Raw genomic sequence first — 20,866 nt, 5'->3', positions numbered from 1 at the left:
ACGTCGCCGACCACACCCCCGGAGAAGCTCCCATGACCGCCGTCCTCCCCCTGACCGCACCGGGGGCAGCCCGCACGCTGCCCCCGGGAACCGGCCCCGCCACCGCCGGCCGCAGCACCGCGCCCGTCCTGCGCCGGGCCGCCGCGGCCACCGCCCGCTGGACCACCCGGGCACTGGTGGGATTCGCCGTCCTGGCCTTCGCCGGCCTGGCCCTGGGCCCGCACGTGTTCGGCTACCAGACGATGACCATGCTCACCGGCTCGATGGCCCCGGCCATCGACCCCGGCGACGTCGTCATCACCACGCCCCTGGCCGTCGCCGACGTCACCGAGGGCATGATCATCAGCTACCACATCCCGATCGACGACCACCGCGTCGTCACCCACCGCGTGGTCACCGTCGACCACGCCGCCGACGGCACCGTCACCGTCACCACCAAGGGCGACGCCAACGACCACACCGACCCCTGGACCGCCGTCCTGCAGGGCGACACCGCCTACCAGGTCCAGGCCGTCATCCCCGAGCTGGGACACCTCATCACCGCCCTGCGCACCCCCTGGCTCAGCGCCACCCTCGTCTACGGCGCCCCCGCCCTGCTCGCCGCCTGGCTCCTGCTCACCATCTGGCGCCCCACCACCGACCACACCGACGACGACACCGAGACGGAGGACCAGCAGTGACCACCACGCGCCGTGCCCTGGCCCTGCTCACGCTCACCCTCGCCGTCCTCGTCACCGCCACCCTCCCGGCCAACGCCGCCTTCGACGACCCGGCACCGGCAGTGACGGCGACCGTCGGAACCCTCACGGTGCAGCCGCCGACCCAGGTCGAGGCCAAGGGCCTCTGCACCACGACCACCGACCCGGCCACGGGCGCCGTCACCACGACGGTGCAGGCGAAGATCGAGTGGTGGCGGAGCACGTCGCCGGGTGTCACGGGGTACGTGGTGACGGCGCACCTGAACAACGGCGCGTCCTACGTCATGGCCCGCACCGACGCCACGGCCGACGAGGTGTTCGACTCCGCCGACGCGTCGCACCTGCAGTACCAGCCCCGGTTCACGATCACGACGCTCACCAGCTACGGCTGGACGGCCGTCTCGGTCCGCTCGGGGGTCCTGACGTGTTGAGCGCCCTGGTCGTCGACGCCGACCCTGCCGATCGCGCCCGGATCGCCCGGCTGCTGATGCTGACCGGCTGGGCCGTGCACGAGGCCGCCGGCAGCCGCGAGGCCTTGGCCATGACCCGCCGGCTGGATCTCGACCTGGTCGTCGCCGGCCTCGACGGACCTGCCGGTGACGGGCCCGCGCTGCTCCGCCGCCTACGGATGGCCGGCTGCCGGGCCCACCTCCTGGTCGTCACCGACGAGGCCACGGCCGAGGCCCGGCGGGCCGCGCTTGCCGCCGGCGCGCTGGCCTGCCTGCCCCGGACGACCGGCGCCGAGCTGCTCCTGGACTGCCTGCGCCGCCGGGTCGCTCCCCCTGCCGTGGAGCCCGCCGACGGATCCTCGGTGGCCCCGGGCGCCGAGCTGCCCGGGGACGACCTCGACGCCGACGTGATGGACCACCTGCAGGAGCTCTACACCCGTGCGCTGCCCGACCGGCTGACCGCCATCACCGACGGCGCCCGGACCGGGGACACCACGGCCGTGGCCTGGGCCTCCACCACCCTCGCCGGGACCAGCGCGCAGCTCGGGCACCCGGAGGTGGCGGCCGTCTGCCGGGCGATCGCCTCGGACGCCCGGCGTGGCATCCTCGCCCACCACCTCGTCGCCGAGCTGCACGCGGTCGCCGGCGCCTGAGTCGGCCGCCGCGCCGGCCCGCCGATCAGGCGGTCGCTGGGGATCACCTCATCTTGCGGATCTCTTGCGGTTGGCGGGCGGGGAGCCTGCGGTTGGCTGGCCAGAGTCGTCTGTGTCGCCGGGAGCACCCCGCTCCGGGCCGGACACAGGAGACGACCGGACATGAGCACCACGGCCCGCACCACCACCGCCCGCAAGATCGTCGGTTCCCTCGCCGTCATCGGCACCGCCGCCGCGGTCGCCGGCCTGGGCACCTTCGGCACCTTCACCGACTCGACCACCCCGATCTCCACCCAGGTGCAGTCGGGCACGGTCTCGATCAACCTCAGCTCCGGCACCGCCCTGACCACCTCGGCCAGCGGCCTGGTCCCCGGCGACACGATGACCCGCGCGGTCACCCTGATCAACGACGGCAACTCCGCGCTCTCCTCGGTCAGCCTCGGCGTGGCCGCCCCCGCCCCCAGCGTGCTGACCACCGACACCGCCAAGGGCCTGCAGCTGACCGTCAGCTCCTGCTCGGTGCCCTGGAGCGCGACCTACACCTGCTCGGGCACCTCGAGCCAGATCGCCTCCGGCCCGGCCGTCGGCAACTTCGTGCTGCCCTCCACCGTCGCCAGCCTGAACCCCGGCGGCACCGACCACCTCGTCTACACCCTCACGCTGCCCACCAGCGCGGACAACACCTTCCAGAACAAGTCCGCCACGCTGAGCCTGACCTTCTCCGGAGTCCAGCGCGCCGCCGCCGCCCGCTGACCTCCCCCGTCGACAACGTCGCCGACCACACCCCCGGAGAAGCTCCCATGACCGCCGTCCTCCCCCTGACCGCACCGGGGGCAGCCCGCACGCTGCCCCCGGGAACCGGCCCCGCCACCGCCGGCCGCAGCACCGCGCCCGTCCTGCGCCGGGCCGCCGCGGCCACCGCCCGCTGGACCACCCGGGCACTGGTGGGATTCGCCGTCCTGGCCTTCGCCGGCCTGGCCCTGGGCCCGCACGTGTTCGGCTACCAGACGATGACCATGCTCACCGGCTCGATGGCCCCGGCCATCGACCCCGGCGACGTCGTCATCACCACGCCCCTGGCCGTCGCCGACGTCACCGAGGGCATGATCATCAGCTACCACATCCCGATCGACGACCACCGCGTCGTCACCCACCGCGTGGTCACCGTCGACCACGCCGCCGACGGCACCGTCACCGTCACCACCAAGGGCGACGCCAACGACCACACCGACCCCTGGACCGCCGTCCTGCAGGGCGACACCGCCTACCAGGTCCAGGCCGTCATCCCCGAGCTGGGACACCTCATCACCGCCCTGCGCACCCCCTGGCTCAGCGCCACCCTCGTCTACGGCGCCCCCGCCCTGCTCGCCGCCTGGCTCCTGCTCACCATCTGGCGCCCCACCACCGACCACACCGACGACGACACCGACGAGCAGGCGTCATGACAGCCGGCCGGGCAGCGCCGGCGGCCGCCGGCCAGCGGTAGCCCGGCCGGCCTTGCGCAGATCTTGCGGTTCCACGGCGGGGGACCTGCGGTTTCCCCGGCACAGTCGACACCGACAGCGACACCCGATCCCCGCACCGAGACGGAGGACCAGCAGTGACCACCACGCGCCGCGCCCTGGCCCTGCTCACGCTCACCCTCGCCGTCCTGGTCACCGCCACCCTCCCGGCCAACGCCGCCTTCGACGACCGCGCACCGGCAGTGACGGCGACCGTCGGAACCCTCACGGTGCAGCCGCCCACCAACGTCAAGGTGGACAGCTACTGCGTGGTCACGACCACCGAGACCCGGCACACCGTGTACCGGGACCCGGTGACGGGGGCCACCTCGACCCGCTCCTACTCGGTGACCTCGTCGTCGCAGGGCACCAGGACCAACCAGAACGGCAACACGACGTCGACCGTCGCCGGCCCGGGCACCAACGAGACGACCACGACGACCACGACCGTCGACACCGAGCTCTACGCGACGGCGAGCTGGACCCGCAGCACCACGCCCGACGTCCAGGGCTACCTGATGACGGCGCACCTGGGCAACGGCTACACGTTCGTCATGGAGCAGGGCGCCAACTCGACGTCGATGAGCGCCAACGCCGACGCCGACTACATCTCCACCTCGCTGAAGTTGTCGATCGACACCCTGACGACCTACAAGTGGACGGCCAGCTCCGCGCTGTCGAAGAACCTCAGCTGCTGACCGGCACAGCACAGCGGGCCCGGACCGATCACTCGGTCCGGGCCCGCTGTGCTGTGCCGGGGGAACTACGCCACGAGGCGGTAGCCGACCCCGCGCACCGTGCGGATCTCGGGGGTGCTCAGGCCGGCGGCCTGCAGCTTCCGGCGGAGGTTGGACATGTGCGCCTCGACCAGCCGGACGCTGCCCTCCCAGTCGGTCTGCCAGACCTCGCGCAGCAGGGTCTCCCGCTGCAGCACCCGGCCGGGACGGGAGGCCAGCGCGGCCAGGAGGTCGAACTCGGTGCGGGTCAGGTCGACCACGGCGCCGTCCACCCGCACCTCGCGGCTGTCCTCGTCCACCTCGAGCTCGGCGAGGCGGCGGATCGACTCCTCGGCGGGCGCCGGCCGGGGGGCCGGGACGCGCGGACGGCGGAGCATCGCCTGCACGCGGGCGACGAGCTCGCGCGGCGAGAAGGGCTTGGCCATGTACCCGTCGGCCCCGACGGCGAGGCCGATGAGCAGGTCGACCTCCTCGGCGCGGGCGGTGAGCATGAGGACGTAGCACTCGCTCTCGGCGCGGATCTGGCGGCAGATCTCGGTGCCGTCGGCGTCCGGGAGGCCCAGGTCCAGCACGACGACGTCGGGCGCCGACCGCCGGACCTCCACCAGCGCCTCGGCACCGGTGGGGACCGCGCGGACGTCCATCCCCGCCCTGCGCAGGACCGTGCAGACCAGTTCCCTGATCTCCTCGGTGTCCTCCACGACCAGCACGGACTGCTCGGCCACGACCATCTCCTCCTCCCACTCCGGGGACGTTGGGCGGTGACGGTTCTGGGCGTCACCTGAGCGGGTGATCGACCCGGTCCCGGCCGGCCTTGAGCGGTGCCCGGTCGTCTCCCCCCAACGGGGGACGACACGCGACCGGTCAGGAGGAGAGGCGGCGGACCTCGATCGCGACCGACGGGATGGGTGCCGTGCGGCCGTGGTGGACCGCGTGGAGCCGGAGCCCGCGGGCGGCGGCGAGCCGGCCGACCGCGTCGACGACCGGTGCGTCGGCGCCGGGCGTCATGAGGGAGAAGGCCACGACCACCCGCCCGTCCGGCGCGAGCACCCGGGAGACGACGTCCCACGTCGTCGCCGCGTCGGCGTCCCAGAACGCGCGCACGTTGACGGACACGACCACGTCGAACGGCTCGGCACCGAGGTGGGCATCGCGCAGCGCGGCCGCCTGGACCCCGACCCGGCCGGCCTCGACCGCGGGGCGGTTGCGGCGGCCGGCCGCGGCGATCATGGTCGCGGACCGGTCGACGCCCAGCACCTGCCCGGCCCGCTCGGCCAGCAGCGCGACGAGCACGCCGTGGCCGCAGCCGACCTCGAGCACCCGCTCCCCCGGTCGCGCGGCGACGACGCCCGCCGTCCAGGTCAGCCGTTCGGACGCGGGCGGCACGGCGTCAGCTCAGCCGGCGGGTGTCCGGGGGCAGCGTGCCCCCGGCGACGAGCTCTGCGGTGCAGTCCTGGAGCGCGGTGAGCGCGACGCGCTGCGGGAACGGCCCGGTGGAGACGCGGGCCACGCCGAGGTCCTGCAGCTCCCGCACCGACGGGCTCAGCCGCGGCGCGGCGAGCAGCGACAGCCGGCCGCGGCCGAGCCCGTCGACCAGCAGGGCGATCTCCTCCCGGTCGACCACCCCGGGCACGAAGACCACCGGTGCACCGGCGTCGAGGTACGCGCGGCCGCGCCGTACCGCTTCGGCCAGCAGGTCGCTCCGGTCGGCGTCCCGGGCGGCGTGGAGGACGACGTCGGTCCGGGCGTTGAGGACGAAGTCGATGCCCGCGTCCCGCCCGGCGGCCAGGACCGCCTCGACCGCGCCGACGGCGTCCTCGAGCGGCCGGCCGCCGTCCTCCAGGTTCCCGCCGACCACCCCCGCGGCGATGGCCCGCCGGGTGGTCTCGCCCGGGTCGCCGTAGCCGGCCTCCATGTCCATGGTCACCGGCAGGTCCACCGCGGCGACGATGCGCGCCACCATGTCCAGGTGCAGGTCGAGCGGGATGTTCTCGCCGTCCTCGTAGCCGAACGTCGCGGCGATGGAGTGGCTCGCCGTGGCCAGCGCCGTGACGCCGGGGGTCGAGGCGACCACCGTCGCCGACACGACGTCCCACACGTTCGCGAGCACGAGGATCTCCGGGGCGGTGTGCAGGTCGAGCAGCGTCCGGGCACGGGTGGCGAGGTCGGGCATGGCCCCGAACGTAGGGCACCGGTGTGCTCCGCCCGCACGGTCGCGTTCCGCGGGGTACCGACAGATCGGCGTCGGCGTTCCCACAGGAACGCCGGATCACCCCGACGGGGTGGACGGCCACGGCCGGCTCAAGCGCGGCCGGCCGACCGTCGAAGCAGAGGTCGCCCGGATGGAGGGCGCCGCCGGGGCCCGATGCCCCGCCCAGCAGGAGGACCGCCATGATCGGTCTCATCCGCCGCACCGGCGAGTACTGCCGCATCGACCCCGATGACATCGAACGGGTCGAGGGGCACCCCGACACCGTCGTCTTCCTGAGCGACGGCGCGAAGTACTGCGTGGTGGAGACCGTCGACGAGATCGTCGCCCGGATCCGCGACGCCCGCGCCGCCGACATCACCGCCTGCTGGGTCCTCGACCGCGGCGGCCGGCAGGCCCGATAGCCCGGCGGCCCGGCCCGCAGTCAGTTCCCGGGCCGGCAGGCCACCGAGAGGATGTAGTCGAACCACCGTCGCCCGCTGCTCTCCTCCAGCGGGACGGGTCCGACCAGGACCATCGTGTCCCAGTCCGGCGTCCCCCCGCCGGTGCCTCCGACCTCGTGTTCGATCTCCGCGCGGAGCCCCGCGAGGGCGCTGCGGAGGTCCGGGTACGGCAGGGCGATGGCCGAGGAGTGCCAGGTCATCCCGGGCCTGATCCGGTCAGCGGTCGGCGCCGTCACGCTGCACCCCCGTGAAGACGTACTCGAGCCGGCTCGAGGCGTTCTGGAAGCCGTTCCCGGCGGTGGACGGCAGGGCCACCGTTGCCCGCAGGTGGTCGACGCCACCGGCCGCGAGGCTCTGCGCGCCGGCCAGCGCCCCGGTCATCACGACCGGACCCGTGTAGAAGCCGTCGACGTCGCCGGTGCAGCGGTACCCGGCGCCGAGGACCTCCCACGGCAGCGAGCAGGACTCCAGCACGAGCTGCAGACCCTGCGCCGCGTCGCCGTCCAGCACGCTGGACGACGTCGCCCGCACCGCCAGCGTCACCGAGGACAGCGCGGCGGTTCCGTCGTTGGACAGGTCCATGACCAGCTGCGAGCTGTCCCCAGGCACCCAGCCGCCGGCGACGAACGGCACCGTGGCCTGGTGCGTCGCCTCGCTCAGGGCGATGGAGACCACGCCGGTGGCGACCTGGGTCTCCACCGGGGTGGTGCTGTCGGTGAACGTGCCGTAGGTGCCGAGACCGGCGACCGCCGCTGCCGCGGCCAGCACGCCGATCGAGCCGATCGTGCGCCTGGCCCGGCGGGCCGGTGGCGCGCTGGAGGTGGTCCTCACGTGGGTCTCCTCGGTCGGTCTGCGCCGGTGGACACCCCACCGGCAGCCCCGACTCTGGAACCCCGACCGCAGGTCGCCCGCCGCGCTCCCGCAAGAGTCCCGCAAGACGTGCGGACGACGACCCGCGTCCGTCAGGGGCGGCATCCTCGTCACCGGGCAGTGGATCGCGTCTCCGACTGCGTGGCGAGCCGTGCCGGCGGCCGGCTCCGGGCTCTCGTTCGCCGTCTCGGGCCCTTGATCCACCGCGACGTCGGGAGGGCGCAGCGGTCCCCTCGCCGAACATCCCACGGCGGCCCATGGGACACCGAGGTGACGCTTCGGTGACGTTGCGCGGGTGGACTGTGGCCGGCCGGCACGACGTCCGGTCCGAATGGGCCAAGGGGCGAGCAGTCGCGAGACACCGCTGTCGAAGAGCCACGAGAAGTCAGCAGCACTCAGCGGGATGGGGAGATGTCGACGAGCGCCGCAGCCACCCCCGGAACTGCAACGATCATCGCCGCCGCAACGACCGAGGCCTTGCTCTCGTGGGGGTCCTCGTCAGTCTCGGGATCAGTTGGAAGCTGAACACACGCACGAATGCAGCACAACGAGCTCTGGTGAGATTGACGGCCGACCTGTCCGAGGAGAGTGCGGAGAAGAAGGCCAGGCGTGACCATGCCCACGAAGCGCGCCTACGCCTGTATCGCACGTGCGAACCCATGCTCTTCCAGGCACATGAGCGCTCCTATGCTTTCTACGGCCGGATCCTCAACATGGCGGACGCCATTCACAGAGGGGACGTGCGGCCGGGTCAGGGGTGGCTGTCCTCGACGCAGGGCTACTACTTCTCGTCGACCATCTACCGGTTCACGGCCCCCTGGCCCTCTTCCGTGCGCTCCAGGACGACCTCACGGCGGTCGATCTGGGGATCGACGCCTCGATCCGCCACAAGTACACGTTGTTGAAGATGCTCACATGGTCGGCGACCGACGCAGACACGTTGGCACGGTGGGCAGGACTCGAGTATGACCCGAACCCGAGGGTCTCCCCGAGAGACATCAACGCCTCTTGCTCGAGCGACCACAGGAGACGCGGCTGCAAGGTCTGACCAGCGGCCGCCTCGACAACGTCCTCGAAGAGATGACCACGAGAGCCGGCAAGCGGAGCAGAGTGATCTCCTACAGGGAGTTCGACGCCGCCCTGAAGGACAAGAGCAGTTCGCTGCGTGACGCTCTCTCCGAGGTCATCGAGGTGTTCTACGACTTCCACCCAGCGAGGAAGCCGGTGTTCTGGCTGGTTCTGATGACTCATGCCCACATCCACCGTGCACTGCTGAACAGTTCCGGGGGCTCGCTCCCGACGCCGGGTCCGGAGGAGGCAGTGCAGCCGGAGCCTCCTGCGACGACGTCGGAGTTGACGATTCCTTGGACGGACAGGGTCCTGTTCGACTGGAGGAACGAGTCGGAGGGAGCTTCCGAGGAGCAGGTTCTGCATCGACCATTCCGAGCCACGCGTGTGGGGGCAGTCACCCACCGCGTATCTCTCAGTGGAGAGGGATCATCAGATGACACACGGGGCGCAGCCTGGTGGAACGACGCCGGTCGCTGCGGAGCGGTGACATGTCACTGGGGTCGACGTGCCCCTGCGCGTGTGGCCGGTGAGCGTCGCGCCATGACCAACACCGCCCTCGGAATGGGGTTTCGGGATGCCTGACGAGTTCATCGGAGTGCCGGACTGGCCGTGGTGGGAGAACGCCGGAGCCGGCCTCGCCGTCGCCGACGTCGACGCCGACGGCGTCCCGGACCTGGTGGTGCTGGCGGTCGACGAGGCGGTGGGGCGCAATCGGGGCTTCTTCCGGGTCGGCGCCGGGTTCGTCGACGGGACGGTCACCAAGGGGTGGGCGCCGTGGCAGGAGGTCCCGGACTGGTTCCCCGAGTCCAACGCCGGCGCCGGGGTCGCCGTCGCGGACGTCGACGGCGACGGTGCCCTCGACCTCGTCGTCTTCATGGTGGATGCGCCACCCGGGCAGAACGGGGGCTACTACCGGGTCGGTCACCGGCTGGCCGCCGACGGGACGGTGACCGGCGGGTGGGGGCCGTGGATCGCCGTCCCGGACTGGACGTTCTGGGAGACCCAGGGCGCGGACGTCGTCGTCGCGGACGTGACCGGGGACGGCCGGCTCGACCTCGTCGTGGTGATGGTCGACGCCCCGGAGGGCTCGAATGCCGGGTACTACCGGGTCGGGCGGCAGCTCGCTGCCGACGGGACGGTGACCGGCGGGTGGGGACCGTGGATCGCCGTCCCGGAGTGGAACTTCTGGGAGAACCAGGGAGCCGGCGCAGCCGTCGTCGACCTGGACGGCGACGGCCACCTGGAGCTGGTCGTGTTCTGCGTCGACAACCCGGTCGGGAACAACGGCGGCTTCTACACCGTGGGCTGGGGACTCGACGGGACGGGACGAGCGGTCGACGGGTGGGGTCCCTGGACCCGGGTGGACGGCTGGCCGTTCTGGGAGAACGCCGGTGCATCCATCGCGGTGACGCAGGAGCAGGGGTCCCCGGGTCATCAGCTCGTGATCCTGACCATCGACAACCCGGAACAGGGCAACGGCGCCTACCACCGGGCCACCCGGCTGACGACCGACCTGGACACCGCGGCGCAACGGGGCGTCTGGCGGTTGCTGGACTTCGGAACCGAGGTGAACCCGGTGCACACCGCGCTGCTGCACACCGGCGACGTGGTGTTCTTCGCCGGATCCGGCAACGACGAGGCCAAGCTGGCCGCGCACCAGTTCCGGACCCGGGTGTGGCGGTACCCGTCCGCGGTGCTCGACGCACCGGACACGCCCGTCGACCTGTTCTGCTGCGGCCAGGCGTTCCTCGCCGACGGCCGGCTGCTGGCCGCGGGGGGCACCGAGCAGTACGACCCCTTCCACGGGTTGCGCGACGCCCTGGCCTTCGACCCGGCCGCCCGCGCCTGGTCGACGGCGACCTCCATGGCGGGCGGCCGGTGGTACCCGAGCCTGGCGACGCTGCCCGACGGCCGGGTCGTGGCCATCTCCGGGGTCGGCCAGGACGGCAACCTCACCGTGGTCCCGGAGGTCTACTCCCCGTCGGACGACGCCTGGACGCCACTGCCCTCACCTGGCGCGTGGCCGATGTACTGCCACCTGGTGCTCCTCGCCGACGGGCGGGTCTTCTACACCGGCGGCCAGTACGGCGGGAACAACGGAGTCCGCCCCTCCGTGTGGGACCTGTCCACCGGAGCGACCACCGAGGTGCCGGGGCTCAGCGTCCCGGACCTGCGCAACCAGTCGACCAGCGTGCTGCTGCCGCCGGCACAGGACCAGCGGGTGATGATCGTCGGCGGCGGCGCCTCCGACATGCACGTCATGGTCCCGGCCGTGGCCGAGGCCGCGGTGGTGGATCTCTCCGAGGCGACGCCGCACTACCAGCCGGTGGCGCCACTGCACGCCGCGCGCATGCACCTGACCGCCACCCTGCTGCCGGACCGGACCGTGCTGGTCAACGGAGGTGCGGCGATGGAGGAGAACGCGGCGATGGCTGCGTTCGACGCCGAGATCTTCGATCCGGTGGCCGGGACCTGGACGGTCGGCGCGACGTCGCGAGTGCCCCGCCTCTACCACTCGGTCGCCGTGCTCGTGCCCGACGGCCGGGTGGTCACCGCCGGGTCGAACCCGGCGCGCCGGACCGAGGAGCTGCGCATCGAGGTCTACTGGCCGCCGTACCTCTTCCGCGGGCCTCGGCCGACGATCAGTCTCTCCGACACCACCGCCGGCTACGGGCAGGACCTGACCGCCACGGTCACCGGCGACCGGCCGCTGAGGTGGATGTCCCTGGTCCGTCCTGGCGCCGGCACACACTCGGCGGACAACGAGCAGCGACTCGTCGACGTGGCCTTCACCGCGCAGCACGGCGACGAGGTGCGCGTGGAGCTGCCGGCGAGCGCCGCGCTCGCGCCGCCCGGCTGGTACATGCTCTTCGCCGTCGACGAAGCCGGCGTCCCCTCGAACGCCGCCTGGCTGCGCCTCGGGTGAGGCTGCAGAGGCACCGGAGCCCGCTCAGCCCTGCGGCGGCACCGGCGGCACCGGCGGCACCGGCGCCTCCACCGCGGACCGCCGCCGCATCAGGCGGAGCGGCACCAGCACCCCCGCGGCCACCAGCACGGCGACCGCCAGCCACGGCAGGAGGACGCCGAGGACGACGACGGCCGCGCCCAGGGCCGTGACCAGGGCCCGCCAGCCGGTGCCGAGCCCGTCGAGGAAGCCTTCCGGCCCCCCGGCCGGCGCCACGCCGAACGGCCGCAGGTGCACGCTGAGCGTCGACAGCTCCACCTGGTCGGCCAGCAGCGCCCGCTGGGACTGCAGCGACTCCAGCTGCGCCTGCCGCTCGGAGAGAGCGTCCTCGGCGGCCAGGAGGGCCTCGGTGGTGGCCGCGCTGTCCATCAAGGCCTGCAGCCGCGCCACCGAGGTCTGCAGCGCCGCGATCCGCGCGTCCAGGTCGACCGCTGTGGCGGTCACGTCCGAGCGGGACACGGACACGCTCTCGACGTCGCCGAGGTCCTCCAGGTCGGCCAGGACGCCGGTCAGCGCGTCCGCCGGGACCCGCACCACGAGGTCGGCGGCGGCGCCGTCGACCCCGTCCTCCCCGGACGCCGCCTGCTCGGTGCGCTCCTCCACCCGGCCGCCGGCGGCCTCCACCAGCACGCTGACCCGCTGGGCACCGTCGGCCGGGTCCTCGACGGCGACGGAGGCCGTGGCGGTCGTGACCACCTGCCGGTCGGGGTCGGTGTCCACCGGCACGGTCGGCGCGGCCCCGGGATCCCCCGGGACCGCGGGCTCGGGAACGACCGGGCCCCCGGCGGCGCCGCCGTCCGCGCCGCCCGACGCCGTGCCGGACGGTCCCGTGCAGCCGACGAGCACCGCCACGGCCAGCGCCGCGGCTGCCGTGCCCAGTCGGCGCCACACGGTCCGGACGGTAGGCCGGTGATCTGACCGCCGACCAGCGTCGATGCCCAATCGTGACGGGGGACGGCGCGGCTCGAACGGGGCGTTCCCGACGCCGGCGGAGGTCGTCGGCTTCGAGAGCGATGAGTCTCGCCGTGTTCCCCGGTCGTCTCCCACACCCCATCGACTGCGCTCGAGGAGAGCACGATGACCGCGATCTACACCTTCGACGTCTTCTCCAGCCTCGACGGCTGCGGCTCCTACGACGGCGGCGACTGGGGCGGCTACTGGGGCAAGCAGGGCCCGGAGTTCCTCGAGCGCCGCCTCACCTCGTACGACGAGCAGCAGCGGATGGTCCTCGGGGCCACCACGTTCCGGGAGTTCACGGAGTACCTGGGTCCGGGCAGCGGCCGGTTCGCCCCAGGGTCAGTCCGATGCAAGGGGCGAACCGCTGCGCACCGCGTGAACGACGTCGTCGATGGCGCGGGCGGAGACCTCAGCGCCGTGCTCCTCGTCCAGCAGAGCGGCGTGCGTGGTGTCGGCGACCCGATGGCTGCTGTTGGCGGACAGCGCGGCCATCCGACTCTGAGCGGCCGACCAGCCGTCGTTGGTCTGCGCTGTCTCGCTCGCGGTGAGGACCACGAGCGGGGTCTCGCCGAGGGTGGTCAGCGCCTGTGCCTGGCCGAACAGCGCGGGCATGGCGGCAGACTCGTCGGCCGTGTTCTGGAACCCGCGGGGGCTGGTGGCGAACGCCTGGATCTGTCCCGCGGCCGGCTCGGGCAGGCTGGACCAGGAGGCCGGGACGAGCTGCGCGATACCGAGCCGGGCCAGGCTGGGCAGCACGGCGAGCTCGGCGGGGACGCTCGGGTCGGCCGTGCTGTTCGTGGCCGTGGCCTGGTAGGGGTCGGAGGCGTCCAGAAGGACCAGGCCGGCGACCTGCTCGGGGTAGCGGGCGGCGTAGGTCATCGCGTAGCTGCCGCCGGTCGAGTGCCCGACGAGCACGAACGGGCCGTTCTCGCCGGCGCGGTCGAGCAGGGTGTGCAGATCAGCGGCGGCCTGCAGTCCGTCCTGGATCCGCGGTGCGTCGTCGCTCCAGCCCTGCCCCGCCCGGTCGTAGGCGCACACCCGGGTGGTGCCGGCGACAGCCGGTGCGACACGAGCCCAGGACGAGGAGAACTCGCCGAGCCCGCTCTGCAGTACGACGGTCGGGCCGCCGGAGCCGGTGCAGGCGAGGTGCAGCTCGTAGCCGCCGACGTCGTAGGACCGCCCGGGCATGGCGTACCTGTTCTGGGCGGAGGCGAGCGCGACGGTCTCGACCGCGCCGCCCACGGCTGCGGCGGACATGACGACGAGGACGGGGTAGAGCAGCCAGCGGCCGCTGCCGGCGGCCAGGGAGCGGCGCACCCGGAGGCCCATCCAGAGCGCCAGCGCGAGCAGGACCGCAGGCCACACCCAGCCGGCGGCGGTCAGCGCACCGCCCTCGGGGGCGAGGACCAGCAGTCCCAGACCGGTCGCGGCCATGCCGGCGGCCGGGATGAACGCCCAGCGTTGGGGCTGGTCGGTCATCCGGACCGACAGCACCGCCAGCATCGCCCAGCCGAGTGCGAAGCCGAGCAGGGCCGACCCGGTGGTGGCGTGCTCCCCTGCTCCGGCGAACACTCCGAGGGTGACCACGGCGGCGGCGACGAGTCCAGTCGCCAGTGATGCGGCGATGATCCGCCGGATGGGGCCGCTGCCCTGCTGGCGCTCGGTGCCGGTGGGCCCGTCGGAGGTCGGGGGTCGTTCTGCGGAGTGCGTGGCGGTCGCCATGACTGTCTCGCTTCCGTGCGGGGCGTGGTGGGCAGGTGTCGAGCCTGCTGCCGGCGCCGGGTGCTCACCCCGGTGGTTCCACCGGGATGGCAGGGGATCGGCCCGACGGGTCCTCGGGAGCAGCGGCGGATCAACCGCGGAAGGGTGCGAGCTTGATGGCGAGATCGAAGGCACCGTAGCGGCGCAGGAACTGCACCCGCCCTCGTGGCACACGGGCTGCCTCGGCACGGAACGCGGCGGCGAACTCGCCCTTGAAGCCGAGCCGGGGATGCTGTTCCACCACCGCGGCGAGCAGATCCGGGGGCAGGCGCCAGGAGTGCAGGCCGACGACGTCGACACCAGCACCGGCCGCCAGCAGGTAGGCCACCGGGCCCCGCGCCAGGGGGACGTCCGGGTTGTGGTGCAGCGTGATGGCCGTGCGGATCGTCTCGGTGGCGGCTGAGGACAGGCCGACCTCCTCGGCGACGTCGCGGGCGACGCGGGCGCTGGTGTGGGTGAAGTCGACGTTCTTCTCGCTGGCGGGCAGGCCGGTGTCGTGCAGCAGCGCAGCGGCGAACAGCAGCTCCGCGTCGACGGTGAGCCCCTCCAGCGCGCCGAGCGCGGCACCGAAGGCGAAGGTCCGGTAGGAGTGGTTGAGCAGCGCGGGACTGAGTCGACGCTGCGCCTGCTCGACCGCGGCCCGGGTGAGCGCGGAGTTCGGGGGGATCACCGAGGCGGGTGCCACCTGGGCGCGCCGGCCGGAGTTGAGCCGGGCCAGCATCGACAGGCGCCCGACCGCGTTGGAGGCGTGGGTCCGTGCCAGAGGTACCAGGAGCGAGCGGCGCTCGGCTGCGGTCAGCTGCCCACCCGTGCGGTCGACCCAGCTGCGTGTTCCGAGGTCCGTGACGGCGACGTTCATGAGCGTCTCCCGGTGTCCGGCGACCGCGGGCCGCCTCCGGCCGGCAGGTGCTGCCGGCCGGTCCACTGTCGCCGTTGACGCCGGCCACTCACCCCCGTGGAAGCACCGGCTTCTCAGTGGCCGTCGGACGCGATCGCCCCGGGTAGCGTCGCCCCGTGCTGCACGGCCGGGAGCCTGAGCGGGCGCAGCTGGCGGGGCTGCTCGAGGGCGCCGGCCGGTCCCGGGCGGCGGCGCTGGTCGTTCACGGCGAGGCCGGCGCCGGGAAGTCCGCGCTGCTGGACGACCTGGTCGCCGGCGCGGCGGGAGCCCGGGTGCTGCGCACCCAGGGACTGGAGTCCGAAGCTCCGCTGGCCTTCGCCGCGCTGCACCGGCTGCTGCGACCGATCCGCGCGCTGCTCGACCGGCTCCCGGCTCCCCAGGCCCGCGCCCTGCGGGTGGCGTTCGGCGAGGAAGAGGGGGCCGCTGTCGACCCGTTCCTGGTGGCGGTGGCGACCCTGTCGGCCCTGACGGAAGCGGCCGAGGACGGCCCGGTGCTCTGCATCGTGGACGACGCCCACTGGCTCGACGAGGCCTCCGCGGCCGCCCTGCTGTTCGCGGCCCGTCGCCTGCACGCCGACCGGGTGGCGCTCCTCTTCGCCGCCCGGGATGCAGACGCGACGACCTTCCGCCACGACGGCGTCCCGGCGCTGCAGCTCGACGCGCTGGATGCGGCGGCGGGCGGGGCGCTGCTCGCCGAACGGGCAGGACATCCGGTCGCGAAGGAGGTCTGTGAGCGGCTTCTGGCCCAGGCGGGCGGCAACCCGCTCGCGCTGGTGGAGCTGCCGACCGTCCTGACGCCGGCGCAGCTGCTCGGAACCGATCCGTTGCCGGCGCGGCTGCCGCTCACGACGGGCATGGAGCGGGTGTTCCTGCAGCGGTGCCGCCGACTACCCGAAGACGTGCAGACCCTGTTGCTCGTCGCGGCCGCCGACGACTCCGGGCACCTGGGAACGATCCGGCGCGCCGCCGCCCTCCTCGGGGTCGGCCCGTCCGCGCTGGTCCAGGCCGAGCGGTCCGGCCTCCTCATCATCGACGGCGACAACGTGCGCGTCCGGCATCCGGTGGTGCGGTCGGCGATCTACCAGGCAGCCACCGGCCTGGAACGGCGCGAGGCACACCGGGCGCTGGCAGAGGCTCTCGGTGGGCCCGGTGACGCCGATCGACAGGCCTGGCACCGCGCCGCCGCGGCCGAAGGGCCCGACGAGGACGTGGTCGCGGCGCTGGAACGCGCCGCGACCCGCGCCGAACAGCGCGGCGGCTTCGTGGCGGCGGCCGCCGCCTACCATCGGGCGGCCGAACTGACCGCTGAGGAGCAGCCGCGCGCCGCTCGCCTGTTCGCGGCCGCACGCAACGCCTGGACCGGTGGCCAGACCACCGAGGCCGGCCGGCTGGCGGAGGAGGCTCGGGGGCTCGCCGATGACCGGGTGCTGCGCGCCGACATCGACCGACTCCGCGGGCGCATCGCCTACACCCTCGGCTCCGCCACCGATGGACACCGCATCCTGATGCACGCCGCCCGGGCCGTCGCCGCCGACGACCCGGTTCGCGCGCTGGACATGGCAGCGGTCGCCACCGTGCTCGCCGTCTACGGCGGGGACAGCGGTGCCTCGATGCAGGGAGCGGTGCCCTCGACGGAGGTGGGGCCCACCGACACGCCCCGCGCCCGGTGCATCAAGCAGCTGCTCGCCGGCATGACGGACGCAGGCCGTGGGAACTGGGCGGCGGCCATGGCACCCCTGCGTCACGCGCTCTCCGACGGCGTCGGCCTCGGCGACCCGGACCTGCTGTCGAACCTCGGGGCCGCTGCTCTACACCTGGGTGACGACGCCGCCGCCACCGCCTGCTTCACCGCGATGATCTCCGAAGGCCGAGACAGAGGCGCCGGCATGCTCGTGCTGTACGCGCTGCCGCGTCTCGTCTTCGCGCAGCTGCTCACCGGCGAGTGGACGGCCGCGGCCGGCTCCGCCGGCGAAGCCCTCGCGCTCAGCGACAGCGCAGGCCAGGCGCCGATGACCGGCGCTCCGCTCGCGCTCCTGACGCTGCTCGCCGCCCGCCAGGGCGACCCCGAGTACGACGCGCTGCTCCTCCGGGTCGAGGAGGTCACCGCGACCCAGCCGCTGGGCATCCTGGCCGGACCCGTCAGCGACGTCACCCACTGGGCGAAGGCAACGCGGGCCACCACCGACGGGGACACCAGCGCCGCCTGCCACCACCTGGCGCAGTTGCGCCTGCCGGCCATCCGGCGCATGGCCGCGGTGGACCGGATCGACGCCGCCGTCCGCGCGGGCCGCCGCGACGAGGCGAGCACCTGGGTCCAGGAGCTGGCTCCCTTCGCCGAGGGCACCGGGTGGCCGTGGGCGCTGGCCGCCGTCGACCACGGCCGCGCTCTCCTCGCCGAGGCGGCAGCAGCCCCCCGACTGTTCGAGCGGTCCCTGGCCCACCACGCACGCGGGGGCCGGCCATACGACCAGGCCCGTACTCACCTCGCGTACGGCGAGTTCCTCCGACGCTCCCAGCACCGGGTGGATGCGCGCACGCATCTGCGCCGGGCGCTGGAGATCCTCGAGGAACTGCACGCCGAACCCCTCGCCACGCGTGCGGCGACGGAGCTGCGCGCCTCAGGGGAGACGGCTCGCAAGCGCGATCCGTCGACCCTGACGAAGCTCACGCCGATGGAGCTGCAGGTCGCGCAGCTGGTCAGCCAGGGGATGTCGAACAAGGAGGTCGCCGCTCAGTGCTGGGTCTCCCCGCGCACCGTCGAGTTCCACCTGCGCAACTGCTTCACCAAGACGGGTGTCACCTCACGTGTGGAACTCGCGCGTCTGAACCTCGGCTACAAGGAACGACTGCGGTGACCTGCTGGGGCTACTTGCTCATCTGGAGGACGACTCTGCCCTCCATGACCTCAGGGGGACTCCCTGCGGCCTGAGGCACGTTCTGCCTGACCCAGTCCGCCGCCACGCGGATGGATTCGTCCGTCCCGGTCTTGTCCTCGAACACGCTGACGCTGAACCCGCCGCCGTCCTCGGTCCGCACGAGGTAGTAGCTGACGAATCCGGAGACGCTCCGGATCACCGTCTCCACCTCGTCGGTCCGCCGCTCCAACTCATCGAACAGCTGCGAATTGCCTCTGTAGTGCCGGATGACCGCGTGCATCGTGCCCTCCCAGGAGCCGGGCAAGGCTCCTCACCACGACGGCGCCCCTCGGTCTGGGGTGGGGGAACGGTGCTCCCTGAGCGTCGGCGCGCGCAAGGGGCTCGGCCCCGGAGATGGGCGGCAAGCTGGAGGAACCCCGCGGCCTGCGTGCCCAGCGCGACCAGCTCGTCGAGCGTGTGCGCTCGCAGCACGAACCCGCGGATGTTGACCGACCTTGCGCCGCCAGGGTGTCGTCGGAGTCGTGGTGGTGGCCCGGTCGAATCAGCCGTCGGAAGGACGAGCCGAGGTGCCGGCGCCCGTCCGGTCGCCGGGCAGAGCCAGATCGGCGGCGACTGGCAGGTGGTCGGAGCCGTCGGTGCTGAGCACAGCGGCAGTGCACGTCATGACGTCGATGCCGTGCAGGACGTAGTCGAAGCGGGCGTGGGGATTCCCGGCCGGGTACGTGTAGCCGGGTCCCACGCCGGCCTCGGTCCACGCGTCGATGAGGTCCTCGGTGATGGCGTCGATCTCCGGGGTGCCCGGGCGGGCGTTGAGATCACCGGTGAGGACGACGAACTCGTGGCAGGTGCCGATCACCTCCCGGATGGCGGCGATCTGGGCCATCCGCTCGGGCTGGCTGTTGTGCTGCAGGTGCGTGGTGAACACCCGCACAGGGACTCGGCGCACGGTGACCAGCGCCTCGAGCAGGCCTCGCTGCTCGAAGTCCCCGGTGCGAGGCAGCAGGGTGTTGCGCCACTCGCGGATGCGCGCGTCGGACAGGATGGCGTTGCCGTACTGACGCCGCGGCTCACCGGGGTCGAGCGGGTCGAGGTCCAGGTTCGGGCCGTACACCACGTGCATGTTCAGCTCCCGCGCCAGTTCCGCGGCCTGGTCGGCGAGGTCGCTGCGCTCACTCCAGTGCCGGTCGACCTCTTGCAGTCCCACGATGTCGGCGCCGGAGTCACGGATCTCGGCCGCGATGCGGCCGAGATCCAGGCGACCATCGGCGCCCTCGCCGTGGTGGATGTTGTAGGACATGACGCGGAGCGGCCGATCGGGGGCGGCCGGGTCGGCGAGGGCGGCCGACGACGTGCCGGCCGCCGGAACGCCGATGGCCGCCGTTCCGCGCGTGTGGTCGGGCTGAGGTGCACAGGCCTCCCCTGGGAGCGGGGGCGGGCCGAAGGCGCGCGGGCCACCGAATGAGCACACGATGACTACATAGTGTAGCGGCACAAGTGAGACGAGTAGCCGCCGCCGCTGGCTCGGGGCGTCTGGGCGCTGCCATCCGTCCGTGCTGACACGTCGGCTGTCGCGCGGGCATGTCCGTGCCCCAACGAGCCGCTCTCCGGTCGGCTCTCGTGGACAGCGCTTGTGTGACCGGCGGAGAGTTGCTCGCGATGTGCCGGGGAGGCGTCATGGGAGCTGCCGTCGAGCAGGTACGGAAACGGTCGGGGACCTTCGCCGGTTGCGCTCTGGTCGCGGGTGCGGCATGCATGCTCGGGTCGCCGGTGCGGCCCGTTCCACGGTGGGTTCTGTGGTCTGCGGCCGGACTGGGGACGGCGATCACCGCGAACGAGCTCTCCGGCAAGCCCGTGCCGTTTCTCCGTTGGTCGTTCCTGCGGATGGTCATGCGGAGCAAGCACCTGGCCACCGAGTGGCAGGTCGGAGATGGTCGGGAAGCGGCTCTGGCCGACCACGTCGAGACCCACGCCCGGCCCGGCGACGTGGACGACGTCATCCGGGTCGTCGACGGCTTCTGCCGCCACTACAGCTTCCTCATCAACGTGGGAGACGAGAAGGGGGCGATCTTGGACGACGCCGTCCATCGTCTCCAGCCCCGTCGCCTCCTCGAGCTGGGCACCTACTGTGGCTACAGCGCCCTACGGATGGCCCGCGCGATGCCGGCCGACGCGCACGTGTACTCGATCGAGTTCAACCCGGCGAATGCCGAGATCGCGCGACGGGTCCTGGCCCACGCAGGAGTCGCCCACCGGGTGACCGTCGTCGTCGGGACGTTGGGCGACGGCGGTGAGACGCTGCGCCGGCTGCGCGACGAGCACGGCTTCAGGGCGGGCTCGCTCGACCTCGTCTTCCTGGACCATGCGAAAGACGCCTACCTGCCCGACCTCCAACGGATCCTCGATGAGGGCTGGTTGCACCTCGGCTCCGTGGTGGTGGCGGACAACATCAGGTTCCCCGGCGTCCCGGCCTTCCACAGCTACATGAGGGACCACGAGGACACGCTGTGGCGCACCACCGAGCATCGTGCCCACGTCGAGTACCAGTCTCTGTTGCGGGATGTCGTTCTGGAGTCGACGTACCTGGGGCGCTCGGCCTGAGAGGTTGGTCCGGGCGCGCCCGACCACCCTCCGGCGTGCAACCACCGCTGCAACCGGAGAACGACGCAGGCCGCTCTCCCCGAGGGAGAACGGCCTGGTCATCGGGGTGGAGCTGAGGGTGTCTGAGTTCAGGACATCGTGCACACCTGTCTCGGGACATCGTTCACAGCCTGAGTCCG

General features: G+C 72.9%; 21 protein-coding genes. 11 read left to right on the top strand and 10 right to left on the bottom strand.

From position 1 onward, the window contains the following. The first annotated feature begins 32 nt into the window (after window positions 1–32). The 6 genes from MY526_RS22135 to MY526_RS22110 all read left to right on the top strand — a co-directional run bounded on the left by MY526_RS22135 (window position 33) and on the right by MY526_RS22110 (window position 4,000). Window positions 33–680: a signal peptidase I gene (locus MY526_RS22135; protein ID WP_436705095.1), complete on the top strand. Its 648-nt coding sequence runs from the start codon at window positions 33–35 to the stop codon at window positions 678–680. Beyond that, on the top strand, window positions 677–1,129 hold the full coding sequence (locus tag MY526_RS22130; protein WP_436705094.1) for a hypothetical protein: 453 nt from the start codon (window positions 677–679) through the stop codon (window positions 1,127–1,129). The genes MY526_RS22135 and MY526_RS22130 overlap by 4 nt, the downstream gene beginning before the upstream one ends. Then, window positions 1,123–1,800, top strand: a complete 678-nt coding sequence (locus MY526_RS22125; protein ID WP_436705093.1) for a response regulator — start codon at window positions 1,123–1,125, stop codon at window positions 1,798–1,800. The genes MY526_RS22130 and MY526_RS22125 overlap by 7 nt, the downstream gene beginning before the upstream one ends. Window positions 1,801–1,962: 162 nt before the next feature. Continuing rightward, on the top strand, window positions 1,963–2,553 hold the full coding sequence (locus MY526_RS22120; RefSeq protein ID WP_436705092.1) for a TasA family protein: 591 nt from the start codon (window positions 1,963–1,965) through the stop codon (window positions 2,551–2,553). Window positions 2,554–2,600: 47 nt separating this feature from the next. Further along, window positions 2,601–3,245 carry a signal peptidase I gene (locus MY526_RS22115; RefSeq protein ID WP_436705091.1) on the top strand — a complete coding sequence of 215 codons (645 nt, stop codon included), beginning with the start codon at window positions 2,601–2,603 and terminating at the stop codon, window positions 3,243–3,245. Between the two features lie 155 nt (window positions 3,246–3,400). Next, the gene (locus tag MY526_RS22110) at window positions 3,401–4,000 is read left to right on the top strand and encodes a hypothetical protein (RefSeq protein WP_436705090.1); all 600 of its coding nucleotides are present in this window, start codon (window positions 3,401–3,403) and stop codon (window positions 3,998–4,000) included. 65 nt (window positions 4,001–4,065) lie between these two features. Here MY526_RS22110 and MY526_RS22105 read toward each other — a convergent pair whose 3' ends face one another. The 3 genes from MY526_RS22105 to MY526_RS22095 form a co-directional block, all read right to left on the bottom strand. Continuing rightward, window positions 4,066–4,770: a response regulator gene (locus MY526_RS22105; protein WP_436691460.1), complete on the bottom strand. Its 705-nt coding sequence runs from the start codon at window positions 4,768–4,770 to the stop codon at window positions 4,066–4,068. A 133-nt stretch (window positions 4,771–4,903) separates the two neighbouring features. Then, the gene (locus tag MY526_RS22100; RefSeq protein WP_436705089.1) at window positions 4,904–5,425 is read right to left on the bottom strand and encodes a class I SAM-dependent methyltransferase; all 522 of its coding nucleotides are present in this window, start codon (window positions 5,423–5,425) and stop codon (window positions 4,904–4,906) included. 4 nt (window positions 5,426–5,429) lie between these two features. Next, window positions 5,430–6,212 carry an isocitrate lyase/PEP mutase family protein gene (locus MY526_RS22095; protein WP_436691458.1) on the bottom strand — a complete coding sequence of 261 codons (783 nt, stop codon included), beginning with the start codon at window positions 6,210–6,212 and terminating at the stop codon, window positions 5,430–5,432. A 218-nt stretch (window positions 6,213–6,430) separates the two neighbouring features. On the opposite strand from MY526_RS22095, the gene MY526_RS22090 reads away from it, so the two are divergent. Then, on the top strand, window positions 6,431–6,652 hold the full coding sequence (locus tag MY526_RS22090) for a flagellar FlbD family protein (protein WP_436705088.1): 222 nt from the start codon (window positions 6,431–6,433) through the stop codon (window positions 6,650–6,652). Between the two features lie 20 nt (window positions 6,653–6,672). Here MY526_RS22090 and MY526_RS22085 read toward each other — a convergent pair whose 3' ends face one another. Continuing rightward, a complete protein-coding gene (locus MY526_RS22085; protein ID WP_436691456.1) occupies window positions 6,673–6,891 on the bottom strand; it encodes a hypothetical protein in 219 nt (72 codons plus the stop codon). 16 nt (window positions 6,892–6,907) lie between these two features. Beyond that, a complete protein-coding gene (locus tag MY526_RS22080) occupies window positions 6,908–7,522 on the bottom strand; it encodes a hypothetical protein (protein ID WP_436705087.1) in 615 nt (204 codons plus the stop codon). A 796-nt stretch (window positions 7,523–8,318) separates the two neighbouring features. Here MY526_RS22080 and MY526_RS22075 point away from each other — a divergent pair. Next, window positions 8,319–8,609, top strand: coding sequence for a hypothetical protein (locus MY526_RS22075; protein WP_436705086.1), 291 nt, complete (start codon window positions 8,319–8,321; stop codon window positions 8,607–8,609). A 597-nt stretch (window positions 8,610–9,206) separates the two neighbouring features. Beyond that, window positions 9,207–11,558, top strand: a complete 2,352-nt coding sequence (locus MY526_RS22070; RefSeq protein WP_436705085.1) for a galactose oxidase-like domain-containing protein — start codon at window positions 9,207–9,209, stop codon at window positions 11,556–11,558. 24 nt (window positions 11,559–11,582) lie between these two features. Here the strand turns inward: MY526_RS22070 and MY526_RS22065 are convergent, their stop codons facing one another. The 3 genes from MY526_RS22065 to MY526_RS22055 form a co-directional block, all read right to left on the bottom strand. Further along, window positions 11,583–12,488 carry a DUF4349 domain-containing protein gene (locus MY526_RS22065; RefSeq protein ID WP_436705084.1) on the bottom strand — a complete coding sequence of 302 codons (906 nt, stop codon included), beginning with the start codon at window positions 12,486–12,488 and terminating at the stop codon, window positions 11,583–11,585. Window positions 12,489–12,893: 405 nt separating this feature from the next. Continuing rightward, window positions 12,894–14,276 carry an alpha/beta fold hydrolase gene (locus MY526_RS22060; RefSeq protein WP_436705083.1) on the bottom strand — a complete coding sequence of 461 codons (1,383 nt, stop codon included), beginning with the start codon at window positions 14,274–14,276 and terminating at the stop codon, window positions 12,894–12,896. 130 nt (window positions 14,277–14,406) lie between these two features. Continuing rightward, on the bottom strand, window positions 14,407–15,174 hold the full coding sequence (locus MY526_RS22055; RefSeq protein ID WP_436705082.1) for an HD domain-containing protein: 768 nt from the start codon (window positions 15,172–15,174) through the stop codon (window positions 14,407–14,409). Between the two features lie 155 nt (window positions 15,175–15,329). Here MY526_RS22055 and MY526_RS22050 point away from each other — a divergent pair, with 155 nt between their 5' ends. Then, the gene (locus MY526_RS22050; protein ID WP_436691449.1) at window positions 15,330–18,068 is read left to right on the top strand and encodes an AAA family ATPase; all 2,739 of its coding nucleotides are present in this window, start codon (window positions 15,330–15,332) and stop codon (window positions 18,066–18,068) included. Window positions 18,069–18,078: 10 nt separating this feature from the next. Here MY526_RS22050 and MY526_RS22045 read toward each other — a convergent pair whose 3' ends face one another. Continuing rightward, complete coding sequence (locus MY526_RS22045) at window positions 18,079–18,369, bottom strand: hypothetical protein (protein ID WP_436691448.1); 291 nt, start codon at window positions 18,367–18,369, stop codon at window positions 18,079–18,081. 261 nt (window positions 18,370–18,630) lie between these two features. Further along, the gene (locus MY526_RS22040) at window positions 18,631–19,386 is read right to left on the bottom strand and encodes an endonuclease/exonuclease/phosphatase family protein (RefSeq protein ID WP_436705081.1); all 756 of its coding nucleotides are present in this window, start codon (window positions 19,384–19,386) and stop codon (window positions 18,631–18,633) included. Window positions 19,387–19,763: 377 nt separating this feature from the next. Here MY526_RS22040 and MY526_RS22035 point away from each other — a divergent pair, with 377 nt between their 5' ends. Beyond that, window positions 19,764–20,687, top strand: coding sequence for an O-methyltransferase (locus MY526_RS22035; protein WP_436705080.1), 924 nt, complete (start codon window positions 19,764–19,766; stop codon window positions 20,685–20,687). The last annotated feature ends 179 nt before the right edge of the window (window positions 20,688–20,866 follow it).

This window comes from Geodermatophilus sp. CPCC 205761 (assembly GCF_051383655.1).
GTDB lineage: Bacteria > Actinomycetota > Actinomycetes > Mycobacteriales > Geodermatophilaceae > Geodermatophilus.
This window is presented reverse-complemented; position numbering and strand designations above follow the sequence as displayed.

What these genes read in the sequence shown, in the direction of transcription:
- MY526_RS22045 (WP_436691448.1), bottom strand. Translation starts at nt 18,369, where the DNA reads ATGCACGCGGTCATCCGGCACTACAGAGGCAATTCGCAGCTGTTCGAT.
- MY526_RS22115 (WP_436705091.1), top strand. Translation starts at nt 2,601, where the DNA reads ATGACCGCCGTCCTCCCCCTGACCGCACCGGGGGCAGCCCGCACGCTG.
- MY526_RS22120 (WP_436705092.1), top strand. Translation starts at nt 1,963, where the DNA reads ATGAGCACCACGGCCCGCACCACCACCGCCCGCAAGATCGTCGGTTCC.
- MY526_RS22105 (WP_436691460.1), bottom strand. Translation starts at nt 4,770, where the DNA reads ATGGTCGTGGCCGAGCAGTCCGTGCTGGTCGTGGAGGACACCGAGGAG.
- MY526_RS22090 (WP_436705088.1), top strand. Translation starts at nt 6,431, where the DNA reads ATGATCGGTCTCATCCGCCGCACCGGCGAGTACTGCCGCATCGACCCC.
- MY526_RS22055 (WP_436705082.1), bottom strand. Translation starts at nt 15,174, where the DNA reads ATGAACGTCGCCGTCACGGACCTCGGAACACGCAGCTGGGTCGACCGC.
- MY526_RS22070 (WP_436705085.1), top strand. Translation starts at nt 9,207, where the DNA reads ATGCCTGACGAGTTCATCGGAGTGCCGGACTGGCCGTGGTGGGAGAAC.
- MY526_RS22040 (WP_436705081.1), bottom strand. Translation starts at nt 19,386, where the DNA reads ATGTCCTACAACATCCACCACGGCGAGGGCGCCGATGGTCGCCTGGAT.
- MY526_RS22035 (WP_436705080.1), top strand. Translation starts at nt 19,764, where the DNA reads ATGGGAGCTGCCGTCGAGCAGGTACGGAAACGGTCGGGGACCTTCGCC.
- MY526_RS22135 (WP_436705095.1), top strand. Translation starts at nt 33, where the DNA reads ATGACCGCCGTCCTCCCCCTGACCGCACCGGGGGCAGCCCGCACGCTG.
- MY526_RS22085 (WP_436691456.1), bottom strand. Translation starts at nt 6,891, where the DNA reads ATGACCTGGCACTCCTCGGCCATCGCCCTGCCGTACCCGGACCTCCGC.
- MY526_RS22060 (WP_436705083.1), bottom strand. Translation starts at nt 14,276, where the DNA reads ATGGCGACCGCCACGCACTCCGCAGAACGACCCCCGACCTCCGACGGG.
- MY526_RS22095 (WP_436691458.1), bottom strand. Translation starts at nt 6,212, where the DNA reads ATGCCCGACCTCGCCACCCGTGCCCGGACGCTGCTCGACCTGCACACC.